Annotated in this window: 20 protein-coding genes; 15 read left to right on the forward strand and 5 right to left on the reverse strand. The window is 66.1% G+C overall.

All coding sequences use genetic code 11. The annotated features are described in order from the left end of the window. The 11 genes from mraY (at position 1) to lpxC (ending at position 12620) form a co-directional block, all read left to right on the forward strand. Complete coding sequence (gene mraY / locus G3O00_RS09815; protein ID WP_006477019.1) at positions 1–1170, forward strand: phospho-N-acetylmuramoyl-pentapeptide-transferase; 1170 nt, start codon at positions 1–3, stop codon at positions 1168–1170. Positions 1171–1198: 28 nt separating this feature from the next. Further along, on the forward strand, positions 1199–2710 hold the full coding sequence (murD, locus tag G3O00_RS09820) for a UDP-N-acetylmuramoyl-L-alanine--D-glutamate ligase (protein ID WP_174934112.1): 1512 nt from the start codon (positions 1199–1201) through the stop codon (positions 2708–2710). Beyond that, positions 2707–3990, forward strand: coding sequence for a putative lipid II flippase FtsW (gene ftsW / locus G3O00_RS09825; protein ID WP_011350838.1), 1284 nt, complete (start codon positions 2707–2709; stop codon positions 3988–3990). The genes murD and ftsW overlap by 4 nt, the downstream gene beginning before the upstream one ends. Next, positions 3987–5090 (forward strand): undecaprenyldiphospho-muramoylpentapeptide beta-N-acetylglucosaminyltransferase, encoded by a 1104-nt coding sequence (gene murG, locus G3O00_RS09830; RefSeq protein ID WP_011350839.1) that lies wholly within the window; start codon positions 3987–3989, stop codon positions 5088–5090. Before ftsW ends, murG begins: the two co-directional genes overlap by 4 nt. Beyond that, on the forward strand, positions 5087–6484 hold the full coding sequence (gene murC, locus G3O00_RS09835) for a UDP-N-acetylmuramate--L-alanine ligase (RefSeq protein ID WP_206142863.1): 1398 nt from the start codon (positions 5087–5089) through the stop codon (positions 6482–6484). Before murG ends, murC begins: the two co-directional genes overlap by 4 nt. Before the next feature lies 1 nt (position 6485). After that, entirely contained in the window at positions 6486–7427 is a 942-nt protein-coding gene (locus tag G3O00_RS09840) for a D-alanine--D-alanine ligase (RefSeq protein WP_122944399.1), read from the forward strand. Positions 7428–7446: 19 nt separating this feature from the next. Further along, entirely contained in the window at positions 7447–8199 is a 753-nt protein-coding gene (locus G3O00_RS09845; RefSeq protein WP_011350842.1) for a cell division protein FtsQ/DivIB, read from the forward strand. 26 nt (positions 8200–8225) lie between these two features. Then, positions 8226–9458, forward strand: a complete 1233-nt coding sequence (gene ftsA, locus G3O00_RS09850; protein WP_006487138.1) for a cell division protein FtsA — start codon at positions 8226–8228, stop codon at positions 9456–9458. Between the two features lie 112 nt (positions 9459–9570). Continuing rightward, on the forward strand, positions 9571–10767 hold the full coding sequence (ftsZ, locus tag G3O00_RS09855; protein WP_011350843.1) for a cell division protein FtsZ: 1197 nt from the start codon (positions 9571–9573) through the stop codon (positions 10765–10767). A gap of 188 nt (positions 10768–10955) precedes the next feature. Then, complete coding sequence (locus tag G3O00_RS09860) at positions 10956–11462, forward strand: peroxiredoxin (protein WP_011350844.1); 507 nt, start codon at positions 10956–10958, stop codon at positions 11460–11462. Positions 11463–11702: 240 nt separating this feature from the next. Beyond that, positions 11703–12620 (forward strand): UDP-3-O-acyl-N-acetylglucosamine deacetylase, encoded by a 918-nt coding sequence (lpxC, locus tag G3O00_RS09865; protein WP_011350845.1) that lies wholly within the window; start codon positions 11703–11705, stop codon positions 12618–12620. Positions 12621–12708: 88 nt separating this feature from the next. Here lpxC and G3O00_RS09870 read toward each other — a convergent pair whose 3' ends face one another. Beyond that, positions 12709–13185 carry a DUF721 domain-containing protein gene (locus G3O00_RS09870; RefSeq protein WP_174934119.1) on the reverse strand — a complete coding sequence of 159 codons (477 nt, stop codon included), beginning with the start codon at positions 13183–13185 and terminating at the stop codon, positions 12709–12711. A gap of 256 nt (positions 13186–13441) precedes the next feature. On the opposite strand from G3O00_RS09870, the gene secA reads away from it, so the two are divergent. The 4 genes from secA to G3O00_RS09890 all read left to right on the forward strand — a co-directional run bounded on the left by secA (position 13442) and on the right by G3O00_RS09890 (position 18955). Continuing rightward, positions 13442–16240 (forward strand): preprotein translocase subunit SecA, encoded by a 2799-nt coding sequence (secA, locus tag G3O00_RS09875; RefSeq protein WP_011350847.1) that lies wholly within the window; start codon positions 13442–13444, stop codon positions 16238–16240. Between the two features lie 144 nt (positions 16241–16384). Then, positions 16385–17626 carry a bifunctional glutamate N-acetyltransferase/amino-acid acetyltransferase ArgJ gene (gene argJ / locus G3O00_RS09880; RefSeq protein WP_206142864.1) on the forward strand — a complete coding sequence of 414 codons (1242 nt, stop codon included), beginning with the start codon at positions 16385–16387 and terminating at the stop codon, positions 17624–17626. A gap of 19 nt (positions 17627–17645) precedes the next feature. After that, complete coding sequence (locus G3O00_RS09885; RefSeq protein ID WP_206142865.1) at positions 17646–18515, forward strand: ATP-binding protein; 870 nt, start codon at positions 17646–17648, stop codon at positions 18513–18515. After that, positions 18512–18955 carry an NUDIX domain-containing protein gene (locus G3O00_RS09890; RefSeq protein WP_039353126.1) on the forward strand — a complete coding sequence of 148 codons (444 nt, stop codon included), beginning with the start codon at positions 18512–18514 and terminating at the stop codon, positions 18953–18955. The genes G3O00_RS09885 and G3O00_RS09890 overlap by 4 nt, the downstream gene beginning before the upstream one ends. 60 nt (positions 18956–19015) lie before the next feature. Here the strand turns inward: G3O00_RS09890 and G3O00_RS09895 are convergent, their stop codons facing one another. The 4 genes from G3O00_RS09895 to G3O00_RS09910 all read right to left on the reverse strand — a co-directional run bounded on the left by G3O00_RS09895 (position 19016) and on the right by G3O00_RS09910 (position 21628). After that, a complete protein-coding gene (locus tag G3O00_RS09895) occupies positions 19016–19216 on the reverse strand; it encodes a DNA gyrase inhibitor YacG (protein WP_011350851.1) in 201 nt (66 codons plus the stop codon). 25 nt (positions 19217–19241) lie between these two features. After that, complete coding sequence (gene zapD / locus G3O00_RS09900) at positions 19242–19997, reverse strand: cell division protein ZapD (RefSeq protein ID WP_174934128.1); 756 nt, start codon at positions 19995–19997, stop codon at positions 19242–19244. Positions 19998–20106: 109 nt separating this feature from the next. After that, positions 20107–20715 carry a dephospho-CoA kinase gene (gene coaE / locus G3O00_RS09905; RefSeq protein WP_206142866.1) on the reverse strand — a complete coding sequence of 203 codons (609 nt, stop codon included), beginning with the start codon at positions 20713–20715 and terminating at the stop codon, positions 20107–20109. A 1-nt stretch (position 20716) separates the two neighbouring features. Further along, entirely contained in the window at positions 20717–21628 is a 912-nt protein-coding gene (locus tag G3O00_RS09910) for an A24 family peptidase (protein ID WP_011350854.1), read from the reverse strand. Positions 21629–21637 lie beyond the last annotated feature (9 nt).

The raw sequence follows: 21637 nt of genomic DNA on the forward strand, positions 1-21637 counted from the left end.
ATGCTGCTGGCGCTGGCGCAATGGCTGCAAGGAGACGCAAGCTTTTTGCGCTTGTTCACGTACCTCACGTTCCGTGCGGTGATGGCCACCATCACCGCGCTCGGGATCGGGCTCGTGTGCGGACCGTGGGTGATCCGCAAGCTGACGCAAATGAAGGTCGGTCAGGCCGTGCGCAAGGACGGCCCGCAGACGCACCTGGTCAAGTCCGGCACGCCGACGATGGGCGGCGTGCTGATCCTGATCGGTATCGCGGTCGCGACGCTGCTGTGGGGCGACCTGACGAACCGTTTCATCTGGATCGTGATGCTCGTCACGTTCGGTTTCGGCGTGATCGGCTGGGTCGATGATTACCGCAAGGTCGTCCACAAGGACCCGCGCGGGATGTCGTCGCGCGAGAAGTATTTCTGGCAATCGGTGATCGGGCTGTTCGCGGCCGTGTATCTCGCCTTCAGCGTGTCCGAGGCGAACAACGTGCGCGTGTTCGACCTGTTCATGGCATGGGTGAGGAGCGGCCTGTCGATGGGCCTGCCGGCACGCGCCGACCTGATGCTGCCGTTCCTGAAGTCGATCAGCTATCCGCTCGGCGTGTGGGGCTTCATCGTGCTGACGTACTTCGTGATCGTCGGCGCGAGCAACGCGGTGAACCTGACCGACGGCCTCGACGGCCTCGTGATCATGCCGGTCGTGCTGGTCGGTGCGTCGCTGGGTGTGTTCGCGTACGTGATGGGCAGCGCGGTCTATTCAAAATACCTGCTGTTTCCGCACATTCCGGGCGCGGGCGAATTGCTGATCTTCTGTTCCGCGATGGGTGGGGCAGGGCTCGCGTTCCTCTGGTACAACACGCACCCCGCGCAGGTGTTCATGGGCGACGTCGGCGCGCTGGCGCTCGGCGGCGCGCTCGGCACGGTCGCGGTGATCGTGCGCCAGGAAATCGTGCTGTTCATCATGGGCGGCATCTTCGTCGCGGAAACGCTGTCGGTGATGCTGCAGGTTTCGTGGTTCAAGTACACGAAGAAGCGCTACGGCGAAGGGCGTCGTCTGCTGAAGATGGCGCCGCTGCATCACCATTTCGAATTGTCCGGCTGGAAGGAAACGCAGGTGGTCGTGCGTTTCTGGATCATCACGCTGATGCTGTGCCTGTTCGGTCTGACCACCCTCAAGCTGCGGTAAAGGAAAGGTAACAAGGATGTCTGGCGAGATGTTTGGAGATCGGCAACGGCCGATGGTGCTCGTACTGGGGCTCGGGGAATCGGGTCTCGCGATCGCGCGATGGTGCGCGAGGCACGGGTGCCGGCTGCGTATTGCCGATACCCGCGAGGCGCCGCCGAACCTTGCCGCGCTGCAGGCCGAAGGCATCGATGCGGAATTCGTCGGCGGGGCGTTCACGCCTGCGCTGCTCGACGGCGGTATCGAGCTCGTCGGGTTGAGCCCCGGGCTGTCGCCGCTCGAACCGGCACTCGCGGCGCTGGTCGCGGCCGCGAACGAGCAGGGCGTCGCCGTGTGGGGCGAGCTGGAATTCTTCGCGCAGGCGCTGCGTGCACTCGGCACGAGCGGCTACCAGCCGAAGGTGCTCGCGATCACGGGCACCAACGGCAAGACCACGACGACGAGCCTCACGGGACTGCTGTGCCAGCGCTCGGGCAAGAAGGTCGCCGTCGCGGGCAACATCAGCCCCGCGATGCTCGACCGGCTCGCTGCCGCGATCGACGAAACCGCGCTGCCCGACGTGTGGGTGCTCGAACTGTCGAGCTTCCAGCTCGAGACCGCACGCACGTTCGCGCCCGACGCGGCCGCGATCCTCAACATCACGCAGGACCACCTCGACTGGCACGGCAGCTTCGACGCATACGCGCAGGCAAAGGGCCGGATCTTCGGTGCAACGACCACGCGCGTGCTGAACCGCGACGATGCGGCCGTAATGAAGTTCGCGCCGGCAGCCGGCGCGGCCGATGCGCCGCGCACGGTCACGTTCGGCCTGAACGAGCCAGTGCAGGACGGCGACTACGGGCTGTCGCGCGACAACGGCATCGCGTGGCTGGTGGAAGCCGTCGATCGCGATGCGCCGGATGAAGCTGCGACGACGACCCGTCGGCGCAAGCGCGACGCCCATACGCCCGACATCGCGCAGAAGCGCCTGATGCCGGCCGACGCACTGCGCATCCGCGGGCTGCACAACGCGGCGAACGCGCTGGCCGCATTCGCGCTCGCACGCGCGATCGACCTGCCGGCCGCGCCGCTGCTGCACGCGCTGCGTGAATACCGCGGCGAAGCGCATCGCGTCGAAGTGATTGCGACGATCGACGACGTGGATTACGTCGACGACAGCAAGGGTACGAACGTCGGTGCGACCGTTGCCGCGCTCGACGGGCTGGCGCAGAAGATCGTGCTGATCGCGGGCGGCGATGGCAAGGGGCAGGATTTCGCACCGCTGGTTGCGCCGGTCGCGCGCTGGTGCCGGGCGGTGATGCTGATCGGCCGTGACGCACCGGCGATCCGCGACACGCTCGCCGAAACGGGCGTGCCGCTCGCCGACCACACGACGCTCGAAGGGGCGGTGCACGCAGCGGCCGACCTCGCCGAACCGGGCGATGCAGTGCTGCTGTCGCCTGCATGCGCGAGCCTCGACATGTTCAGGAACTACGCCCACCGCGCAGATGTGTTCCGCGCGGCGGTCGACGAAATCGCCATCGACAAAGGAGCGACGCCATGAGCTGGTCCGATCGCCTCGTCTCCCGTTTCAACGATCGCCGCGACACCGGCGGCAATGCCGCGGGCGGCCGCGTCGCGTCCGCCACGCGCGCCGCGACGGGCGGCCTTGCGAGCGTCGTCAACGGCGTGCGCCCGAGCCGTTCGCGGATGCTCGACTTCGACTACTCGCTGTTGTGGGTTGCGATCGCGCTGCTCGGGCTCGGCGTCGTGATGGTGTACTCGGCGTCGATCGCGATGCCCGATTCGCCGAAATACGCGTCGTATCACGATTACGCGTTCCTGATGCGCCACTGCATCTCGCTCGTCGTCGCGTTCATCGCGGCGGTGATCGCGTTCCGCGTGCCGGTGTCGACGTGGGACAAATACGCGCCGCAACTCTTCCTGATCGCGCTCGTCAGCCTCGTGATCGTGCTGATTCCGCACGTCGGCAAGGGCGTGAACGGTGCGCGCCGCTGGATTCCGCTCGGCATCACGAACATGCAGCCGTCGGAAATCATGAAGCTCGCGGTGACGATCTACGCGGCGAACTACACGGTGCGCAAGCAGGAATACATGCAGAGCTTCGCCAAGGGCTTCTTGCCGATGGCGTTCGCGGTCGGCCTGGTCGGTGCGCTGCTGCTGCTCGAGCCGGACATGGGCGCGTTCATGGTGGTCGCGGCGATCGCGATGGGCGTGCTGTTCCTCGGCGGCGTGAACGGCAAGCTGTTCGGCGGCCTCGTTGCGACCGCGATCGGCACCTTCACGATGCTGGTGTGGCTGTCGCCTTGGCGTCGCGAGCGGATCTTCGCCTACCTCGATCCGTGGGACGAGCGCTACGCGCAGGGCAAGGCGTACCAGCTCACGCACTCGCTGATCGCGTTCGGCCGCGGCGAATGGTTCGGTGTCGGCCTCGGCGGCAGCGTCGAGAAGCTGAACTACCTGCCGGAAGCGCATACCGACTTCATCCTCGCGGTGATCGGCGAGGAGCTCGGTTTCGTCGGCGTGCTGGTCGTGATCCTGCTGTTCTACTGGATCGTGCGCCGCGCGTTCGAGATCGGCCGTCAGGCGCTCGCACTCGATCGCACGTTCGCGGGCCTGATGGCGAAGGGTATCGGCATCTGGTTCGGTGCGCAGACCTTCATCAACATGGGCGTGAACCTCGGGCTGCTGCCGACCAAGGGCCTGACGCTGCCGCTCGTGAGCTACGGCGGCTCGGGCATTCTGCTGAACTGCGTCGCGCTCGCGGTGCTGCTGCGGGTCGACTACGAAAACCGGGTGCTGATGCGCGGAGGGAAGGTATGACCGCGTCGCAACGCACGCTGATGGTGATGGCAGGCGGCACCGGGGGCCACGTGTTCCCGGGGCTCGCGGTCGCGCACCGGATGGAAGCGGCGGGCTGGCGCGTCGTGTGGCTCGGCAATCCGGCCGGGATGGAAGCGACGCTCGTGCCGAAGCACGGCATTCCGATGGAATACGTGCGGTTCGGCGGGCTGCGCGGCAAGGGCCTGAAGACCAAGCTGACGCTGCCGTTCAACCTGCTGCGCGCATGCGGGCAGAGCCTCGCCGCGCTGCGCCGCGTGCGGCCCGACGTCGTGCTCGGGATGGGCGGCTACATCACGTTCCCGGCGGGTGTGATGACCGCGCTGTCGGGCCGTCCGCTCGTGCTGCATGAACAGAATTCGATCGCGGGCCTGACGAACAAGGTGCTCGCGAAATTCGCGAAGCGCGTGCTCGTCGCGTTCCCCGGTGCGCTGCCGCACGCGGAATGGACGGGTAACCCGATTCGCGCGGAACTTGCCGGCACGGAAGCGCCCAAAGCACGCTATGCAGCGCGCAGCGGCCCGCTGAATGTGCTGGTCGTCGGCGGCAGCCTCGGGGCGGCCGCACTGAATGAAGTCGTGCCGCGCGCGCTGGCGATGCTGACGCCGGGCGAACGCCCGCGCATCGTGCACCAGGCCGGCGCGAAGCACATCGAAGCATTGAAGGCGAATTACGAAGCGGCCGGGTTCGCGGCCGGTGAAGACGTGCGGCTCGTGCCGTTCATCGACGACATGGCGGCCGCGTATGCGGCGGCGGATCTGGTGATCTGCCGGTCGGGTGCGATGACGGTATCGGAGATCGCGGCGGTGGGCGTGGCGGCGCTGTTCGTGCCGTTCCCGTACGCGGTCGACGATCACCAGACGAGCAACGCCGCGTTCCTCGCCGATGCGGGCGCGGCCGTGCTGGTCCAACAACGCGACCTGTCGGCGGAACTGCTTGCCGACTGGCTGCGCGGCCAGTCACGGGCATCGCTCGCGGACATGGCGGAACGTTCGCGCTCGCTGGCGAAGCCCGAGGCCACCGACGAAGTCGCGCGCGTGTGCGCGAAGGCGGCCGGCGCGAACCTGGAAACACTGCAATGAAACACATCGTCAAACACATTCATTTCGTCGGGATCGGCGGCGCGGGCATGAGCGGCATCGCCGAAGTGCTCGTCAACCTCGGCTACGAGGTCAGCGGCTCGGACCTGTCGCGCAACGCGGTGACGGATCGTCTCCAGGCGCTCGGCGCGCGGATCGCGATCGGCCACGACGCGGCGAACATCGAGGGCGCGAACGCGGTAGTCGTCTCGACGGCCGTGCGCTCGGACAACCCGGAAGTGCTGGCGGCGCGCGCGAAGCGCGTGCCGATCGTGCAGCGCGCGGTGATGCTGGCGGAGCTGATGCGCCTGAAGCAGGGCATCGCGATCGCCGGCACGCACGGCAAGACCACGACGACGAGCCTCGTCGCGAGCGTGCTCGCGGCGGGCGGGCTCGATCCGACCTTCGTGATCGGCGGGCGCCTGATCAGCGCCGGCGCGAACGCGCGGCTCGGCACGGGCGATTTCATCGTCGCCGAGGCTGACGAGTCGGACGCGTCGTTCCTGAACCTGTATCCGGTGATCGAAGTCATCACGAACATCGACGCCGACCACATGGACACCTACGGCCACGATTTCGCGCGGCTCAAGCAGGCGTTCATCGAATTCACGCAACGCCTGCCGTTCTACGGCAGCGCGGTCGTGTGCGTCGACGATCCGAACGTGCGGCAGATCATCCCGTTCATCTCGAAGCCGGTCGTGCGCTACGGCCTGTCGCCGGACGCGCAGGTGCGCGCGGAAGACATCGATGCGCGCGACGGCCGCATGCATTTCACGGTGATCCGCGACGGGCGGGCGCCGCTCGCGGTCGTGCTGAACATGCCGGGCCTGCACAACGTGCAGAACGCGCTTGCGGCGATCGCGATCGCGACCGATCTCGGTGTGTCGGACGACGCGATCCAGCTGGCGCTGGCGGAATTCAACGGCGTCGGCCGGCGCTTCCAGCGCTACGGCGAGGTGCCGACCGCGGACGGCGGCCAGTACACGCTGATCGACGACTACGGCCATCACCCGGTCGAGATGGCCGCGACGATCGCGGCCGCGCGCGGCGCGTTCCCGGGCCGCCGCCTCGTGCTGGCGTTCCAGCCGCACCGCTACACGCGCACGCGCGACTGCTTCGACGATTTCGTCAACGTGCTGTCGACGGTCGACGCGCTGGTGCTGACGGAAGTCTACGCAGCCGGCGAGGCGGCGATCTCGACGGCCAACGGCGACGCGCTGTCGCGTGCGCTGCGCACCGTAGGGAAGGTTGACCCGGTGTTCGTCGCAACGGTCGACGACGTGCCGGACGCATTGGCGAAGGTCGCGCAGAACGGCGACGTGGTGATCACGATGGGCGCGGGTTCGATCGGCGGCGTGCCGGCGAAGGTTGCGCAGCACACTCAACAGAAGGCATGACATGAGCGGGATTGATCCGAAACGTTTCGGCAAGGTGGCGGTGTTGTTCGGCGGCGAGTCCTCGGAGCGCGAGGTGTCGCTCACGTCGGGCAAGCTCGTGCTGCAGGGCCTGCGCGACGCGGGCATCGACGCGCACCCGTTCGACCCGGCCGAGCGCCCGCTGGCGGCGCTGAAGGATGAAGGGTTCGTGCGCGCGTTCAACGCACTGCACGGCGGCTACGGCGAGAACGGCCAGATCCAGGGCGCGCTCGATTTCTACGGCATTCGCTATACGGGCAGCGGCGTGCTCGGGTCGGCGCTCGGCCTCGACAAGTTCCGCACGAAGCTCGTGTGGCAGCAGACGGGCGTGCCGACGCCGCCGTTCGAGACGGTGCTGCGCGGCGACGACCTCGCGGCGCGTGCGACGGACATCGTCGCGAAGCTCGGCCTGCCGCTGTTCGTGAAGCCGGCGAGCGAAGGCTCGAGCGTGGCGGTGCTGAAGGTGAAGACGGCCGACGCGCTGCCCGCTGCGCTCGCGGAAGCCGCGACGCATGACCCGATCGTGATCGTCGAGAAGAGCATCGAAGGCGGCGGCGAATACACCGCGTGCATCGCCGGCGATCTCGACCTGCCGGTGATCAAGATCGTGCCGGCCGGCGAGTTCTACGACTATCACGCGAAGTACATCGCCGACGACACGCAATACCTGATTCCGTGCGGGCTGCCCGCCGACAAGGAAGCGGAGCTCAAGCGCATTGCGCGCCGGGCGTTCGACGTGCTCGGCTGCACCGACTGGGGCCGCGCGGATTTCATGCTCGACGCCGACGGCAACGCGTACTTCCTGGAAGTGAACACCGCACCGGGCATGACCGACCACTCGCTGCCGCCGAAGGCCGCACGCGCGGTCGGCATCAGCTATTCGGAGCTGGTCGTGAAGGTGCTGTCGCTCACGCTCAACGACTGACGCAGGAACGGAACGACGTATGTGGAACAACGTTCGCCAACTCAACCTTGCCGCCAGCGCGCTGTACGCGCTGTTGCTGCTCGTGTTGGCGGCGGCAGGTTGCTACTGGCTGATCCAGCGCCCGACGTTCGCGCTGCGGGAAATCCGGATCGACGGCGACACCGAGCACATCAATTCGCCGACGGTGCGCGCGGGCGTGGTCGGCCGGCTGAAGGGCAATTTCTTCACGGTCGATCTCGATGCAGCGCGCGCCGCGTTCGAGCAGATGCCCTGGGTGCGCCATGCGAGCGTGCGCCGGGTGTGGCCGAATGCGCTGGCTGTCACGCTCGAGGAGTACAAACCGCTCGGGACCTGGGGCAGCGACCAGCTCGTGAGTGTCGACGGCGAGCTGTTCACCGCGAACCAGGGCGAGCTGGAGCAGGAACTGCCGGCGTTCGACGGTCCGGAGGGCAGTGCGAAGGAAGTCGTCACGCGGTATCGCGACTTCGGGAAATGGTTTGCGCCGCTGAAGGCGGCGCCGGAAGAAGTGACGCTGTCGGCGCGGTACGCGTGGACGGTGAAGCTGTCGAACGGCATGCAGGTCGAGCTGGGCAAGGAACGCAACAGCGAGTCGCTGCATGACCGGAGCCAGCGCCTGGTCGCCGCATGGCCGGCTGTCACGGAGCGCTGGGGCAACGACATCGAGTACGCGGACCTGCGCTATCCGAACGGATTCGCGATTCGCGCGGCAGGCATGCGGTTCCTGACCGATACCGACAAGCGCAAGAAGTAACGAGAGATCACACGCAAGAGCACTTTATGAGCAAAGACTACAAGGATCTGCTGGTTTCCCTCGACATCGGCACGTCGAAGGTGGTGGCCATCGTCGCCGAGCTGAAGGGCGAAGGCCACTACGAGGTGATCGGTCTCGGCCAGAGCGAGTCGAAGGGTCTGAAGAAAGGTGTGGTGGTCAATATCGAGGCCACCGTGCAGTCGATCCAGCGCGCGCTCGAGGAAGCCGAGCTGATGGCCGACTGCAAGATCACCAACGTGTTCACGGGGATCGCGGGCAGCCACATCCGCAGCTTCAACTCGAGCGGGATGGTCGCGATCAAGGACAAGGAAGTCACGCAGACCGACGTCGCGCGCGTGATCGAGACCGCGAAGGCGATCAACATCCCGACCGATCAGCAGGTGCTGCACATCCTCACGCAGGAATTCATCATCGACGGCCAGGAAGACGTGCGCGAGCCGATCGGCATGAGCGGCATCCGGCTGGAAGTGAAGGTGCACATCGTGACGGGCGCGGTGAGTGCCGCACAGAACATCGTCAAGTGCGTGCGCCGCTGCGGGCTCGAAGTGAACGACCTGATCCTGCAGCCGCTCGCGTCGTCGCTGGCCGTGCTGACGGAAGACGAGAAGGATCTCGGCGTGGTGCTGGTCGACATCGGCGGCGGCACGACGGACATCGCGATCTTCGCCGAAGGCGCGATCCGCCACACCGCGGTGATTCCGATCGCCGGCGACCAGATCACGAGCGACATCGCGATGGCGCTGCGCACGCCGACGCCGGATGCGGAAGACATCAAGGTCGGCTACGGGATCGCGAAGCAGGCGCTCGCCGATCCGGACGAAATGGTGGAAGTGCCCGGCCTCGGCGAACGCGGTCCGCGCACGCTGTCGCGCCAGGCGCTCGCAGCCGTGATCGAGCCGCGTGTCGAGGAACTGTTCTCGCTCGTGCAGCAGGTCGTGCGCGAATCGGGTTACGAAGAACTGCTGAGCTCCGGCGTGGTCATTACCGGCGGGGCGTCGATGATGCCCGGCATGGTCGAGCTCGGCGAAGACATTTTCCTGAAACCGGTGCGCATCGGCGCGCCGGAGTATGCAGGCGGCCTTTCCGACGTCGTGCGCAATCCGCGCTACTCGACGGCGATGGGGCTGCTCGTCGAAGGCAGTGCTCAGCGCATGCGCGGCCGCAAGGTCGCCGTGCAGTCCGGCAACGCGGGGCAGGTGTTCTCGCGGATGAAGGAATGGTTCCTGAGCAACTTCTGACGAACCGAATCGAAATTCGCGCTGGTGCCGGCGGCTGGCGCGCGACAGGGGGTTGCCCGATCTCCTGCCGAATAACGGCCGAGTAGCAGTAATTCTCTTGACGGAGGCAACAATGGAATTCGAAATGCTGGAAACCGAAACCAACGGCACCATCATCAAGGTGGTCGGCGTTGGCGGCGCTGGCGGCAATGCCGTCCAGCACATGATCAACCGCGGCGTGCAGGGCGTCGACTTCATCGTGATGAACACGGATGCGCAGGCGCTGTCGCGTTCGCGCGCATCGTCGGTGATCCAGCTCGGCAACACGGGTCTGGGCGCCGGCGCGAAGCCGGAAATGGGTCGTGCGGCAGCGGAAGAAGCGCGTGAGCGCATCGCCGACGCACTGCGCGGCGCGCACATGGTGTTCATCACGGCCGGCATGGGCGGTGGCACCGGCACGGGCGCGGCACCGGTGGTCGCGCAGATCGCGAAGGAGATGGGCATCCTGACGGTGGGTGTCGTCAGCAAGCCGTTCGAGTTCGAAGGCGGCAAGCGCATGCGCGTCGCTGAAGCCGGTTCGCAGCAACTGGAGGATCACGTCGACTCGCTGATCGTCGTTCTGAACGACAAGCTGTTCGACGTGATGGGCGACGACGCCGAGATGGACAAGTGCTTCCAGTGCGCGGACGACGTGTTGAACAACGCGGTCGCAGGCATCGCTGAAATCATCAATGTCGATGGCCTCGTGAACGTCGACTTCGAAGACGTGAAGACGGTGATGGGCGAGCAGGGCAAGGCGATGATGGGCACGGCGACGGTTGCCGGCGTCGATCGCGCACGCCTCGCGGCAGAACAGGCCGTGGCGAGCCCGCTGCTCGAAGGCGTCGATCTGTCGGGCGCGCGCGGCGTGCTGGTCAACATCACGTCGAGCCGTTCGCTGCGCCTGTCGGAAACGCGCGAAGTGATGAACACGATCAAGAGCTACGCGGCGGAAGATGCAACGGTGATCTTCGGTGCGGTGTACGACGACGCGATGGGCGATGCACTGCGCGTGACGGTCGTGGCGACGGGTCTGGGCCGTGCGGCGAAGAAGCAGCAATCGGCACCGATGACGCTGCTGCGCACGGGTACGGACAACCAGCCGGTCAGCGCGGTTTCGCACGGCTACGCACCGACGCATCACGTCAGCACGGCCGACTACGGCGCGCTCGATACGCCGGCGGTGTGGCGCAATTCGCGCGAAACCGCGGCATCGCACGTGCAGGCGCTGCAGGAGAAGGGTGTCGACACGTACGACATCCCGGCTTTCCTGCGCAAGCAGGCTGACTGACGCAAACACAGGCGAAGCCGCGGCGAATCTGCCGCGGTATCGCCGGCGTGACGGATGTTACGGACCACGACAGGCCGCGTCGGCTGCGACGCCGGGCCGGGAAACGTGCCCTCTCCGCTCAAGCGGGGCGGAATGGACCGTGCTGTCCGCGACACGCTGAAAAACCGTATCGCTATGAGGGACCAGCCATGATTCAAGTGGGCGACGCGCTGCCCGACGCGCAATTGTTCGAGTACATCGACGACGCGCGCGAAGGGTGCACGCTGGGGCCGAACGCCTACAGCGTGCGCGACCAGGTTGCGGGAAAGCGGGTGGTGATCTTCGGATTGCCGGGCGCTTTCACGCCGACCTGCTCGGCGCAGCATGTGCCGGGCTACGTCGAACACGCCGAGCAATTGCGCGCGGCGGGTATCGACGAGATCTGGTGCGTGTCCGTCAACGATGCATTCGTGATGGGCGCATGGGGACGTGATCTGCACACCGCGGGCAAGGTGCGCATGATGGCGGACGGCAGCGCGGCTTTCACTCATGCGCTGGGGCTGACGCAGGATTTGTCCGCGCGTGGCATGGGAATTCGTTCCCTGCGCTACGCGATGGTGATTGACGGCGGTGTGGTCAAGACGCTGGCCGTCGAGGCGCCGGGCAAATTCGAAGTGAGCGATGCGGCGAGTGTTCTCGCGACGTTGACGTCCTGATCGTGCGGTGCGCCGTTGCCTTCCGGCAACGCTGCTCACCGGCCTCAGGGCAGTTGTAACACGGGCTGATGACCGGAAACGCCTCCGTTCCGGGCATCGGCCCGTCCCGTATCGGCGCGGGTAAACAGTCGAAACAGATTGATACGCAGTTTCAAACGACGCTGAATAGGGAATTACGCTATAATCTCCCCTATCGAATATAACTCCTGATTGATATCTTCAATCACGACGAAGAACATCATGCTGAAGCAGCGCACCATCAAGTCCATCGTGAAGACCGTGGGTATCGGTGTCCACTCGGGCCGCAAGATCGAGCTGACGCTCCGTCCTGCTGCGCCGGGCACGGGCATCGTCTTCTCGCGCGTCGACCTTCCCACGCCCGTCGACATTCCCGCCGCGGCGACGTCGATCGGCGATACGCGGCTCGCGTCGGTGCTGCAGAAGGATGGCGTGCGCGTGTCGACCGTCGAGCACCTGATGTCGGCGTGTGCCGGCCTCGGCATCGACAACCTCTATGTCGACGTGACGGCCGAGGAAATCCCGATCATGGACGGCAGCGCGGCGACCTTCGTGTTCCTGATCCAGTCTGCCGGGATCGAGGAGCAGAACGCGCCGAAACGCTTCGTCAAGGTGAAGAAGACGGTCGAAATCCGCGACGGTGACAAGTTCGCGCGTCTCGATCCGTACTTCGGTTTCAAGCTGAAGTTCTCGATCGATTTCCGTCATCCGGCCGTCGACAAGACCGGTCAGGAGCTCGAGGTCGATTTCGCGAATACGTCGTACGTGCGCGAGATCGCGCGTGCACGCACGTTCGGCTTCGCACACGAGGCCGAGATGCTGCGCGAGATGGGTCTCGCCCGTGGCGGCAGCATGGAAAACGCAATCGTGCTCGACGAGTACCGCATCCTGAACAACGACGGGCTGCGCTATGACGACGAGTTCGTGAAGCACAAGATGCTCGACGCGATCGGAGACCTGTACGTGATCGGCCATCCGCTGCTGGCGTCGTACACGGCGTACAAGTCGGGCCACGGGCTGAACAACGCGCTGCTGCGCGAACTGCTCGCGAACGAAGATGCGTACGAGATCGTCACGTTCGACGATCCGCAAGCCGCACCGAAGGGCTTCGCGTTCGACATGCAGACGGCCTTCGCCTGACCGGCGTTCCGCGCTAGCAATAAAAAAAGCAGCCTTCGGGCTGCTTTTTTTATTGGCCGGGCGCTGGCGCTGCCGGCGGCGCGCACCGTCAGCGCGGCTTCGCACCATGCCGGGCCGCCATCCGCGCGAGCGCGTCCTGCAGCGGCGACGGTTCGAGATGGTCGGCCAGGTCGCGCAACGCGGCAGCGCCGACCGACGTCATGCGCGCCTGTTTCACGTGCGGCGGCTCCGGCGCATCCTTCGGGCGCACGCGCACGCGCAGCGTCGAGACCGGCCAGCCGCGCTTCTGCAGATCGCCGAGCAACCGTGGTTCGACCTGTCGCAGCCGAGCGGCCAATGCGTTGTGCGCGGCAAAGAGGGTCAGGGTACCGTCTTTCACGAAGCCGGGCTCGACGTGGTTCGCCAGGTAGTCGGGCAGGAGCGCGGCAAGATCGCGCTGCAGTGACGCGATCTGCTCGACGCCGGCGCGCAGTGCCGCAAACGCGTCGGTGCGGCCGAGCACTTCGGACACGGGTTGCGGGCGATACGGGGCGAGCGGGCCGAAACGCTTGGAAAATCGGTTCATCGAGACATTCTTCGGGCGCGCACGCGCGCGGACATTGACGCCGATTGTACCCGCGCGGGCCCGTGCACGGGCGGCTTTCGCCCCGTTGGCCCGGCCGTCGGCGCGTAGTGCCAGTCCGCCCGAGACACGGGCGCATGCTTCCCCGCGTGCTAAAATTCCTCGTTTGAGTCCACTAATTCGCTAAGCCGCCGAGGCTCGGGCGTCGGGGCGCGCAACACGCGCCGGGCGCCGGTGCTGCGACGCAGGATCCGATCCGATGACAACCGGTTTTCTCCAGAAAATTTTTGGCAGCCGCAACCAGCGGCTCGTCAAGCAATACCAAAAGACCGTCACGACGATCAATGCGCTCGAAACGCAGATCGAGAAGCTGACGGACGACCAGTTGCGCGGCAAGACGGACGAATTCCGCCAGCGGGTCGCGGCCGGCGAGTCGCTCGACAAGCTGCTGCCCGAGGCTTTCGCGGTGTGTCGCGAGGCCAGCCGTCGCGTGCTGAAGATGCGGCACTTCGACGTGCAGATGATCGGCGGCATGGTGCTCCACTACGGCAAGATCGCGGAAATGCGCACCGGCGAGGGCAAGACGCTCGTCGCGACGCTGCCCGTGTACCTGAACGCGCTGGCAGGCCGCGGCGTGCACGTGGTGACCGTCAACGATTACCTCGCGCAGCGCGACGCCGAATGGATGGCGCGCCTCTACAACTTCCTCGGTCTGTCGGTCGGCATCAACCTGTCCGGCATGGAGCACGACCAGAAGCAGCAGGCCTACGCGGCGGACATCACGTACGGCACGAACAACGAATTCGGCTTCGACTACCTGCGCGACAACATGGTCTACGAGACCGACGCGCGCGTGCAGCGGGCACTGAACTTCGCGGTCGTCGACGAAGTGGACTCGATCCTGATCGACGAGGCACGCACGCCGCTGATCATTTCGGGCCAGGCTGAAGATCACACCGAGCTGTACGTGCGGATGAACGCACTGCCGCCGCTGCTCGAGCGCCAGATCGGTGAAGAGAAGGCTGACGGCACGGGCGTCGAGAAGCCGGGCGACTACACGCTCGACGAGAAGGCACGCCAGGTGTTCCTGACGGAATCGGGCCACGAAAAGGCCGAGCGCCTGCTCGCCGAATGGGGCCTGATCGGCGAGGGCGAGAGCCTGTACGCGCCGCAGAACATCACGCTGATGCACCACGTGTACGCGGCACTGCGCGCACACACGCTGTTCCACAAGGATCAGCACTACGTCGTGCAGAACGGCGAAGTGGTCATCGTCGACGAATTCACGGGCCGCCTGATGGCCGGCCGCCGCTGGTCGGACGGCCTGCACCAGGCGGTCGAGGCGAAGGAGCACGTGAAGATCCAGAGCGAGAACCAGACGCTCGCGTCGATCACGTTCCAGAACTACTTCCGGATGTACGCAAAGCTGGCCGGCATGACCGGTACCGCCGACACCGAAGCGTACGAATTCAACGAGATCTACGGCCTCGAGACGGTCGTGATCCCGACCAACCGTCCGCCGAAGCGGATCGACAAGCAGGACCAGATCTACAAGACGGCCAAGGAGCGCTATGACGCGGTGATCCGCGACATTCGCGACTGCTACGAGCGTGGCCAGCCGGTGCTGGTCGGCACGACGTCGATCGAGAACTCCGAACTGCTGTCGCACCTGCTGAAGCAGGCCGGGTTGCCGCACGAGGTGCTGAACGCGAAGCAGCACGAGCGCGAAGCGGCGATCGTCGCGGAAGCCGGCCGTCCGAAGCGCGTGACGATCGCGACCAACATGGCCGGTCGCGGTACCGACATCGTGCTCGGCGGCAATGCCGAGAAGCAGGCCGCGTTCATCGAAGCCGACGAAGCAATTCCCGCCGACGAAAAGGCGCGCCGCATCCAGCAGCTGCACGACGAGTGGGAAACGCTGCACGAGCAGGTAAAGGCCGCGGGCGGCCTGCACATCATCGGCACCGAGCGCCACGAATCGCGCCGGATCGACAACCAGCTGCGCGGCCGTGCGGGCCGTCAGGGCGATCCGGGCTCGTCGCGCTTCTACCTGTCGCTCGACGATCCGCTTCTGCGTATCTTCGCGGGCGACCGCGTGCGTTCGATCATGGATCGCCTGAAGATGCCGGAAGGCGAGGCGATCGAGGCCGGCATCGTCACGCGCTCGATCGAATCCGCGCAGCGCAAGGTCGAAGCGCGCAACTTCGACATCCGCAAGCAGCTGCTCGAATACGACGACGTGTCGAACGACCAGCGCAAGGTGATCTACCAGCAGCGTAACGAGCTGCTCGAAGCGCACGACATCACCGAGACGATCACCGCGATGCGTCATGGCGTGGTGACCGAAGTCGTCCGCCAGTTCGTGCCGGAAGGCAGCATCGAAGAGCAGTGGGACGTGCCCGAGCTCGAGGAAGCGCTGCGCAACGACTGGCAGCTCGACCTCGCGATCCAGGAAATGGTGAACGAGTCGTCGTCGATCACGGCCGAGGAGATCCTCGACGCGGTGATGACGGCCGCCGACGAGCAGTACGAGGCGAAGGTCGCGATGGTCGGCCGCGAATCGTTCAGCGCGTTCGAGCGCTCGGTGATGCTGCAGACGGTCGACCGCCTGTGGCGCGAGCACCTCGCTGCGCTCGACCACCTGCGCCAGGGCATCCACCTGCGCGGCTATGCGCAGAAGAATCCGAAGCAGGAATACAAGCGCGAAGCGTTCGAGCTGTTCGCCGCGATGCTCGAGGCGATCAAGCAGGAAGTCACGCGCGTCGTGATGAACGTGCAGATCCAGTCGCCGGAACAGCTCGAGCAAGCCGCCGAGCAGATCGAGGAGCGTGGCGGTCATCTCGAGAACGTCGAGTACCAGCACGCCGATTACGCGGAAGCCGGTGCGCCGGTGGCGAACGTCGCGGTTGCCGCGGCGGCCACCGCGACGGCCGACATGGTCGGCAGCGCGATGACGCACAGCGGCCCCGGCGGCGAAATGCCGAAGGTCGGCCGCAACGACCCGTGCCCGTGCGGCAGCGGCAAGAAGTACAAGCAGTGTCACGGGAAGCTGTCATGATCGACGGCGGCGCGCGTCACGCGTGCCGCTTCGTTCGCAGCTTCGAGTGAGTAATGTGAGTTGCGGCGGCCCGCGTGTGCGGCCGCCGGTTCTTCCAATCGATGCCGGCGCATGCCGGCATTTTCCATCCGGCAGGTGTGCCCCATGGCTGTCAATTTTCCGTCGATCGATCCCGCCCAACTGCATCCCGTCGCCGGCGTCACGCTCGGCTGGGCGGAAGCGAACATCCGCAAGCCGAATCGCAAGGACGTGCTGGTCATCTCCGTCGACGAAAGCGCGACGGTCGCGGGCGTATTCACCGAAAACCGTTTCTGCGCAGCGCCGGTCATCGTCTGCCGCGAGCACCTGGCGAAGGTGCGCGCAGGCGGCGCGGGCATTCGCGCGCTCGTCGTGAATACGGGCAATGCGAACGCGGGCACCGGCGAGCCGGGCCTCGTGAACGCACGCGAAACCTGCGCGGAACTCGCTCGCCTTGCGGGCATCGAGCCGGCGCAGGTGCTGCCGTTCTCGACCGGCGTGATCCTCGAGCCGCTGCCGATCGATCGCCTGAAGGCCGGGCTGCCGGCTGCGCTCGCGAACCGCAAGGCCGCGAACTGGTTTGACGCCGCGCAGGCGATTATGACGACGGACACGCTGCCGAAGGCCACGTCGCGCCAGGTGACGATCGACGGCCACACGGTCACGCTGACGGGCATCAGCAAGGGCGCGGGCATGATCAAGCCGAACATGGCGACGATGCTCGGCTTCCTCGCATTCGACGCGAACGTCGCACAGCCGGTGCTCGACACACTCGTGAAGGAAGTGGCCGACCGCTCGTTCAACTGCATCACGATCGACGGCGATACGTCGACGAACGACTCGTTCATCCTGATCGCGTCGGGCAAGAGCACGCTGCCGGCGATCACGTCGACCGATTCGCCGGCCTATGCGGCGCTGCGCGATGCGGTGACGGAAGTCGCGCAGGTGCTGTCGCAACTGATCGTGCGCGATGGCGAAGGCGCGACGAAATTCATGACGGTGCAGGTCGAAGGCGGCAAGAGTGTCGCGGAATGCCGCCAGATCGCTTATGCGATCGGCCATTCGCCGCTCGTGAAGACGGCCTTCTACGCATCCGACCCCAACCTCGGCCGGATTCTCGCGGCGATCGGCTATGCGGGCGTCGCGGATCTCGACGTCGACAAGATCGACCTCTATCTCGACGACGTGCTCGTCGCGAAGGCGGGCGGCCGCAACCCGGCCTACCAGGAAGAGGACGGCCAGCGCGTGATGAAGCAAAGCGAAATCACGATCCGCGTGCTGCTCGGCCGCGGCGACGCGCAGGCGACCATCTGGACGTGCGACCTGTCGCACGACTACGTGAGCATCAACGCGGATTACCGCTCCTGATCGGGAGTGCCCGAACGACATGGACAAGCTTGAACAGTTTCTGACGCGCGCCGAAGCACTGCTCGGCCGTCTCGAGGGGATGCTGCCGCCCGCGCCGGCATCGGTCGACTGGAATGCCGCCCACGCGTTCCGCTGGCGCAAGTGCCAGGGGCGCGGCTATCTGCAGCCGGTGCCGGCCGTTTCGTCGATCACGCTCGACGATCTGCACAACATCGATCGCCAGAAAGGGCTGATCGAACAGAACACGCGGCAGTTCGTGCAGCAGAAGCCGGCCAACAACGTGCTTCTGACCGGCGCGCGCGGTACCGGCAAGTCGTCGCTGATCAAGGCGTGCCTGAACGCGTACGCGCAGGACGGCCTGCGCCTGATCGAAGTCGACAAGGACGACCTGCACGATCTCGGCGACATCGTCGACCTGATCTCTCAGCGTCCCGAGCGCTTCATCGTGTTCTGTGACGACCTGTCGTTCGAGGAAGGCGAGTCGGGCTACAAGGCGCTGAAGGTTGCGCTCGACGGCTCGATCGCCGCGCAGTCGGACAACGTGCTGATCTATGCGACGTCGAACCGCCGCCATCTGCTGCCCGAGTACATGAGCGACAACGAGACGTACAAGCATCTCCCGGATGGCGAGATTCACCCCGGCGAAGTCGTCGAGGAAAAGATCTCGCTGTCGGAGCGCTTCGGTCTCTGGGTCAGCTTCTATCCGTTCAAGCAGGACGACTACCTCGACATCGTCGGGCACTGGCTGCGTCATTTCGGCTGCCCGGATGCGGAGATCGAATCCGCACGCGGCGACGCGCTTGTATGGGCGCTCGAGCGCGGCTCGCGGTCGGGGCGCGTCGCGTGGCAGTTTGCGCGTGACTGGTCGGGCCGCAAGGAGCAGGCATGAGCGCGGATCTCGCACAAGGCGCGGTGCGCGCACCCGATGGCCGCAAGGTGACGGAAGTCGCGGTCGGCGTGATGGTGCAGCCGGACGGTAGCTACCTGCTCGCGCAGCGGCTGCAAGGCAAGCCGTATGAGGGCTACTGGGAATTTCCGGGCGGCAAGCTGGAGGCCGGCGAAAGCGTCGAGGACGCGCTTGCGCGCGAACTGCACGAGGAGCTCGGCATCGAAGTCACGGCCAGCCATCGCTGGCACACGCTCGAGCACGATTATCCGCATGCGTACGTGCGGCTGTACTTCTGCAAGGTGACGGGCTGGACGGGCGAGCCGCACAGCAAGGAAGGGCAGGCGTTCGTGTGGCAACAGCTGCCGGTCGCGGTCGCGCCGCTGCTGCCGGCCGCGCTGCCGGTGCTCGAACTGCTCGAGAAGGAAGCCGCGTCGAACTGACGTCAAGATGGCCCACCGGAAAGGCGGGCCATATCACCAGCGGGCGGCGCCGCGCGCCGCTCAGCTGTCTCGACGGCCTTCCGTGCCGTCTTCTTCCGACGAGGGGCCCTCGTCGGAGGATCCACCGATCCGGTACTTTTCCGCGGCCCATGCGCCGAGGTCGAGCTGCTTGCAGCGCGCCGAGCAGAACGGGCGGAACTGATTTTCGGGTGTCCAGCGCACTGCGGCGCCGCACGACGGGCATTTCACAACGGTAGTCATACGAAAGCGATCCGGCCTGCGGCCGTTACAGATTGCACAGTGTCAGATGGAACGGCACGTCGATGTCCACCGCGCGCGGCCGCACATCGCCGTCCTGCACGGTGAACCGTACCCACAACATGTATTTGTTCGCGCTCGCTTCGGGAATGACGCGCAGCTCCGGCGGTACGCGCACCTGCATCAATTGGTACGTGCGGCCGGACAGCATCTGCTGGTAGCTGCCCTGCATCGCCATGACCTTCGACGCCTGACCCGATTCGCGTGCGAGGCGTAGCACGATCGTCACGGCGTCGCGCAGCGGCAGCATCGGCAGGATCCACTTCGCGATGTCGTGACGCCGCTGCTCGGCGGGCCACTGCTGCCATGCGTAGTACGACGGCAGGTCGAACTTGCACGTGCCGCCGGGGATCACCGCACGGCTGCGGATGCTGGCGAGCCACTCGTTGTCGACGAGGTGCTGCCCGGTCTTGCCCTGCATCTGCGCGAGATTTGCGAGCGTCTGCTCGATTTCGCCGAGCACGGCTTCGAGCGCGTTCTGCTCGATGCCCGGATTGCCGCGAAAGGGGGCGAGCGTCTGGCGTTGACGTTCGAGCTCCTTCATCAGATCCGATTTCAGGTCCGCGCGGCCCGTTACCTCGGCGATTTCGAACAGCGTCGTCAGCGCGACGTGGTGTTCACGCGGGTCCTCCTGAGCCAAAAAGAACGCGAAGCGCTCGAAGAGATCTTCGAGGCGCAACAGCGTGCGAATTCGCTCGTTGAACGGATACTCGTAAAGAATCAAGCGCGCTCGCCTCTTGGGTAGGAATTGAAACAATGCAGGACATTCTAATGCCCACTCTCTACCCTAGCAACGCGCCAATTTCGTACACCATCACGATTGGGCGCGAGGTTCAGCGCGCGGCGGCCGCAAACCCGAGATAGCGTTGGTGCAGTGCATCGACTTGCGCGGCGAGCGCGTCGGGTGTCGTCGCGTCGTTGACGATCACGTCGTCGGCCGCCGCGAGACGGGCTTCGCGCGTTGCCTGTTTCGCGATGATCGCTTCGACCTGCTCGCGCGTGAAGCCGTTGCGCCGCATCACGCGTGCTATCTGCGTTTCGACCGGGCAATCGACGACGAGCACGCGATTGCTGCGCGTCTTCCAGTTGCCTGACTCGACGAGCAGCGGCACGACGAACATCACGTACGGGCCCGGCGCTTCGCGCGCTTCGCGATCGGTCTCTGCACGGATCAGCGGGTGCGTGATCGCTTCGAGGCGGCGGAGCGCGGCGTCGTCGCTGAAGATCAGTGTGCGCATCTTCGCGCGATCAAGCGAGCCGTCGGCGGCAACGAAGCCGCGACCGAATGCCTGTTCGATCGCGGGCATCGCGAGGCCGCCCGGTGCGGTAATGCGATGGGCGATCAGATCGGTATCGACCAGCGCCGCACCGCGGGCGCCGAACAGGTCGGCGACGGTCGTCTTGCCGCTGCCGATGCCGCCGGTGAGTCCGATTGCGAACATGTCAGCCTCCGAGCGCCGAATAGAAAGGGGTGCCGAAAAACAGCGTCGCGACGCCACCTGCCGCGAGGAACGGGCCGAACGGAATCGGCTCCTCGAAGCGCATGCGGCCGCGCCAGGTCGCAATGAGCCCGACGATCGCACCCGTCACCGCGGCGAACAGCACCACTTGCGGCAATGCGGCCCAGCCCATCCATGCGCCGAGCGCGGCGAGCAGCTTCAGGTCGCCGAAACCGATGCCCTCGATGCCGCGCAGCCATTTGAACAGCCAGTAGATCGACCACAGGAACAGGTAGCCGGCCATAGCCCCGATCACGGCCGAGCGCAGCGATGTGAACGTGCCACCGAGGTTCAACACGAGCCCGGCCCAGAGGAGCGGCAGCGTCATCGAGTCGGGCAGGTAGCCGGTCCGGATATCTATCGCGCTCATCGCGAGCAGCGCGGCGCACAGCGCGAACGCGGCAAGCGCGGCGACGGTCGGGCCGAATGCCGCGAGCGAGCCGGCGGCGAGCAGCGCGCACGCGAGCTCGACGAGCGGATAGCGGATGCCGATCGCGTGGCCGCAGCGCCGGCAGCGCCCGCGCAGCATCAGGTAGCTGACGAGCGGGATGTTTTCCCATGCGCGCAGCACGTGGCCGCAATGCGGGCAGGCGCTGCGCGGGCGCCACAGATCGTAGCGCGGCGGGTAGCCGTCGTCGGGCGGGGCGCTCGCGTTGCCGGTCGCTTCATCGATCTCGGCCTGCCACGCGCGCTGCATCATCACGGGCAGCCGGTGCACGACCACGTTCAGGAAGCTGCCGATGCAAAGGCCGATGACGACCGCGAACGCATACTGCAGCGCGGGCGGCAGCATCGCCAGCGCGAGCAGCGTGCTCTCGGGCGAATCGGGAACGGCGGACAGGGGCGCTGGCGTCATGAGGCTCAA

Origin of the sequence: Burkholderia sp. Ac-20384 (assembly GCF_017104605.1) — a bacterium.
In the GTDB taxonomy this organism is placed as follows: domain Bacteria; phylum Pseudomonadota; class Gammaproteobacteria; order Burkholderiales; family Burkholderiaceae; genus Burkholderia; species Burkholderia lata.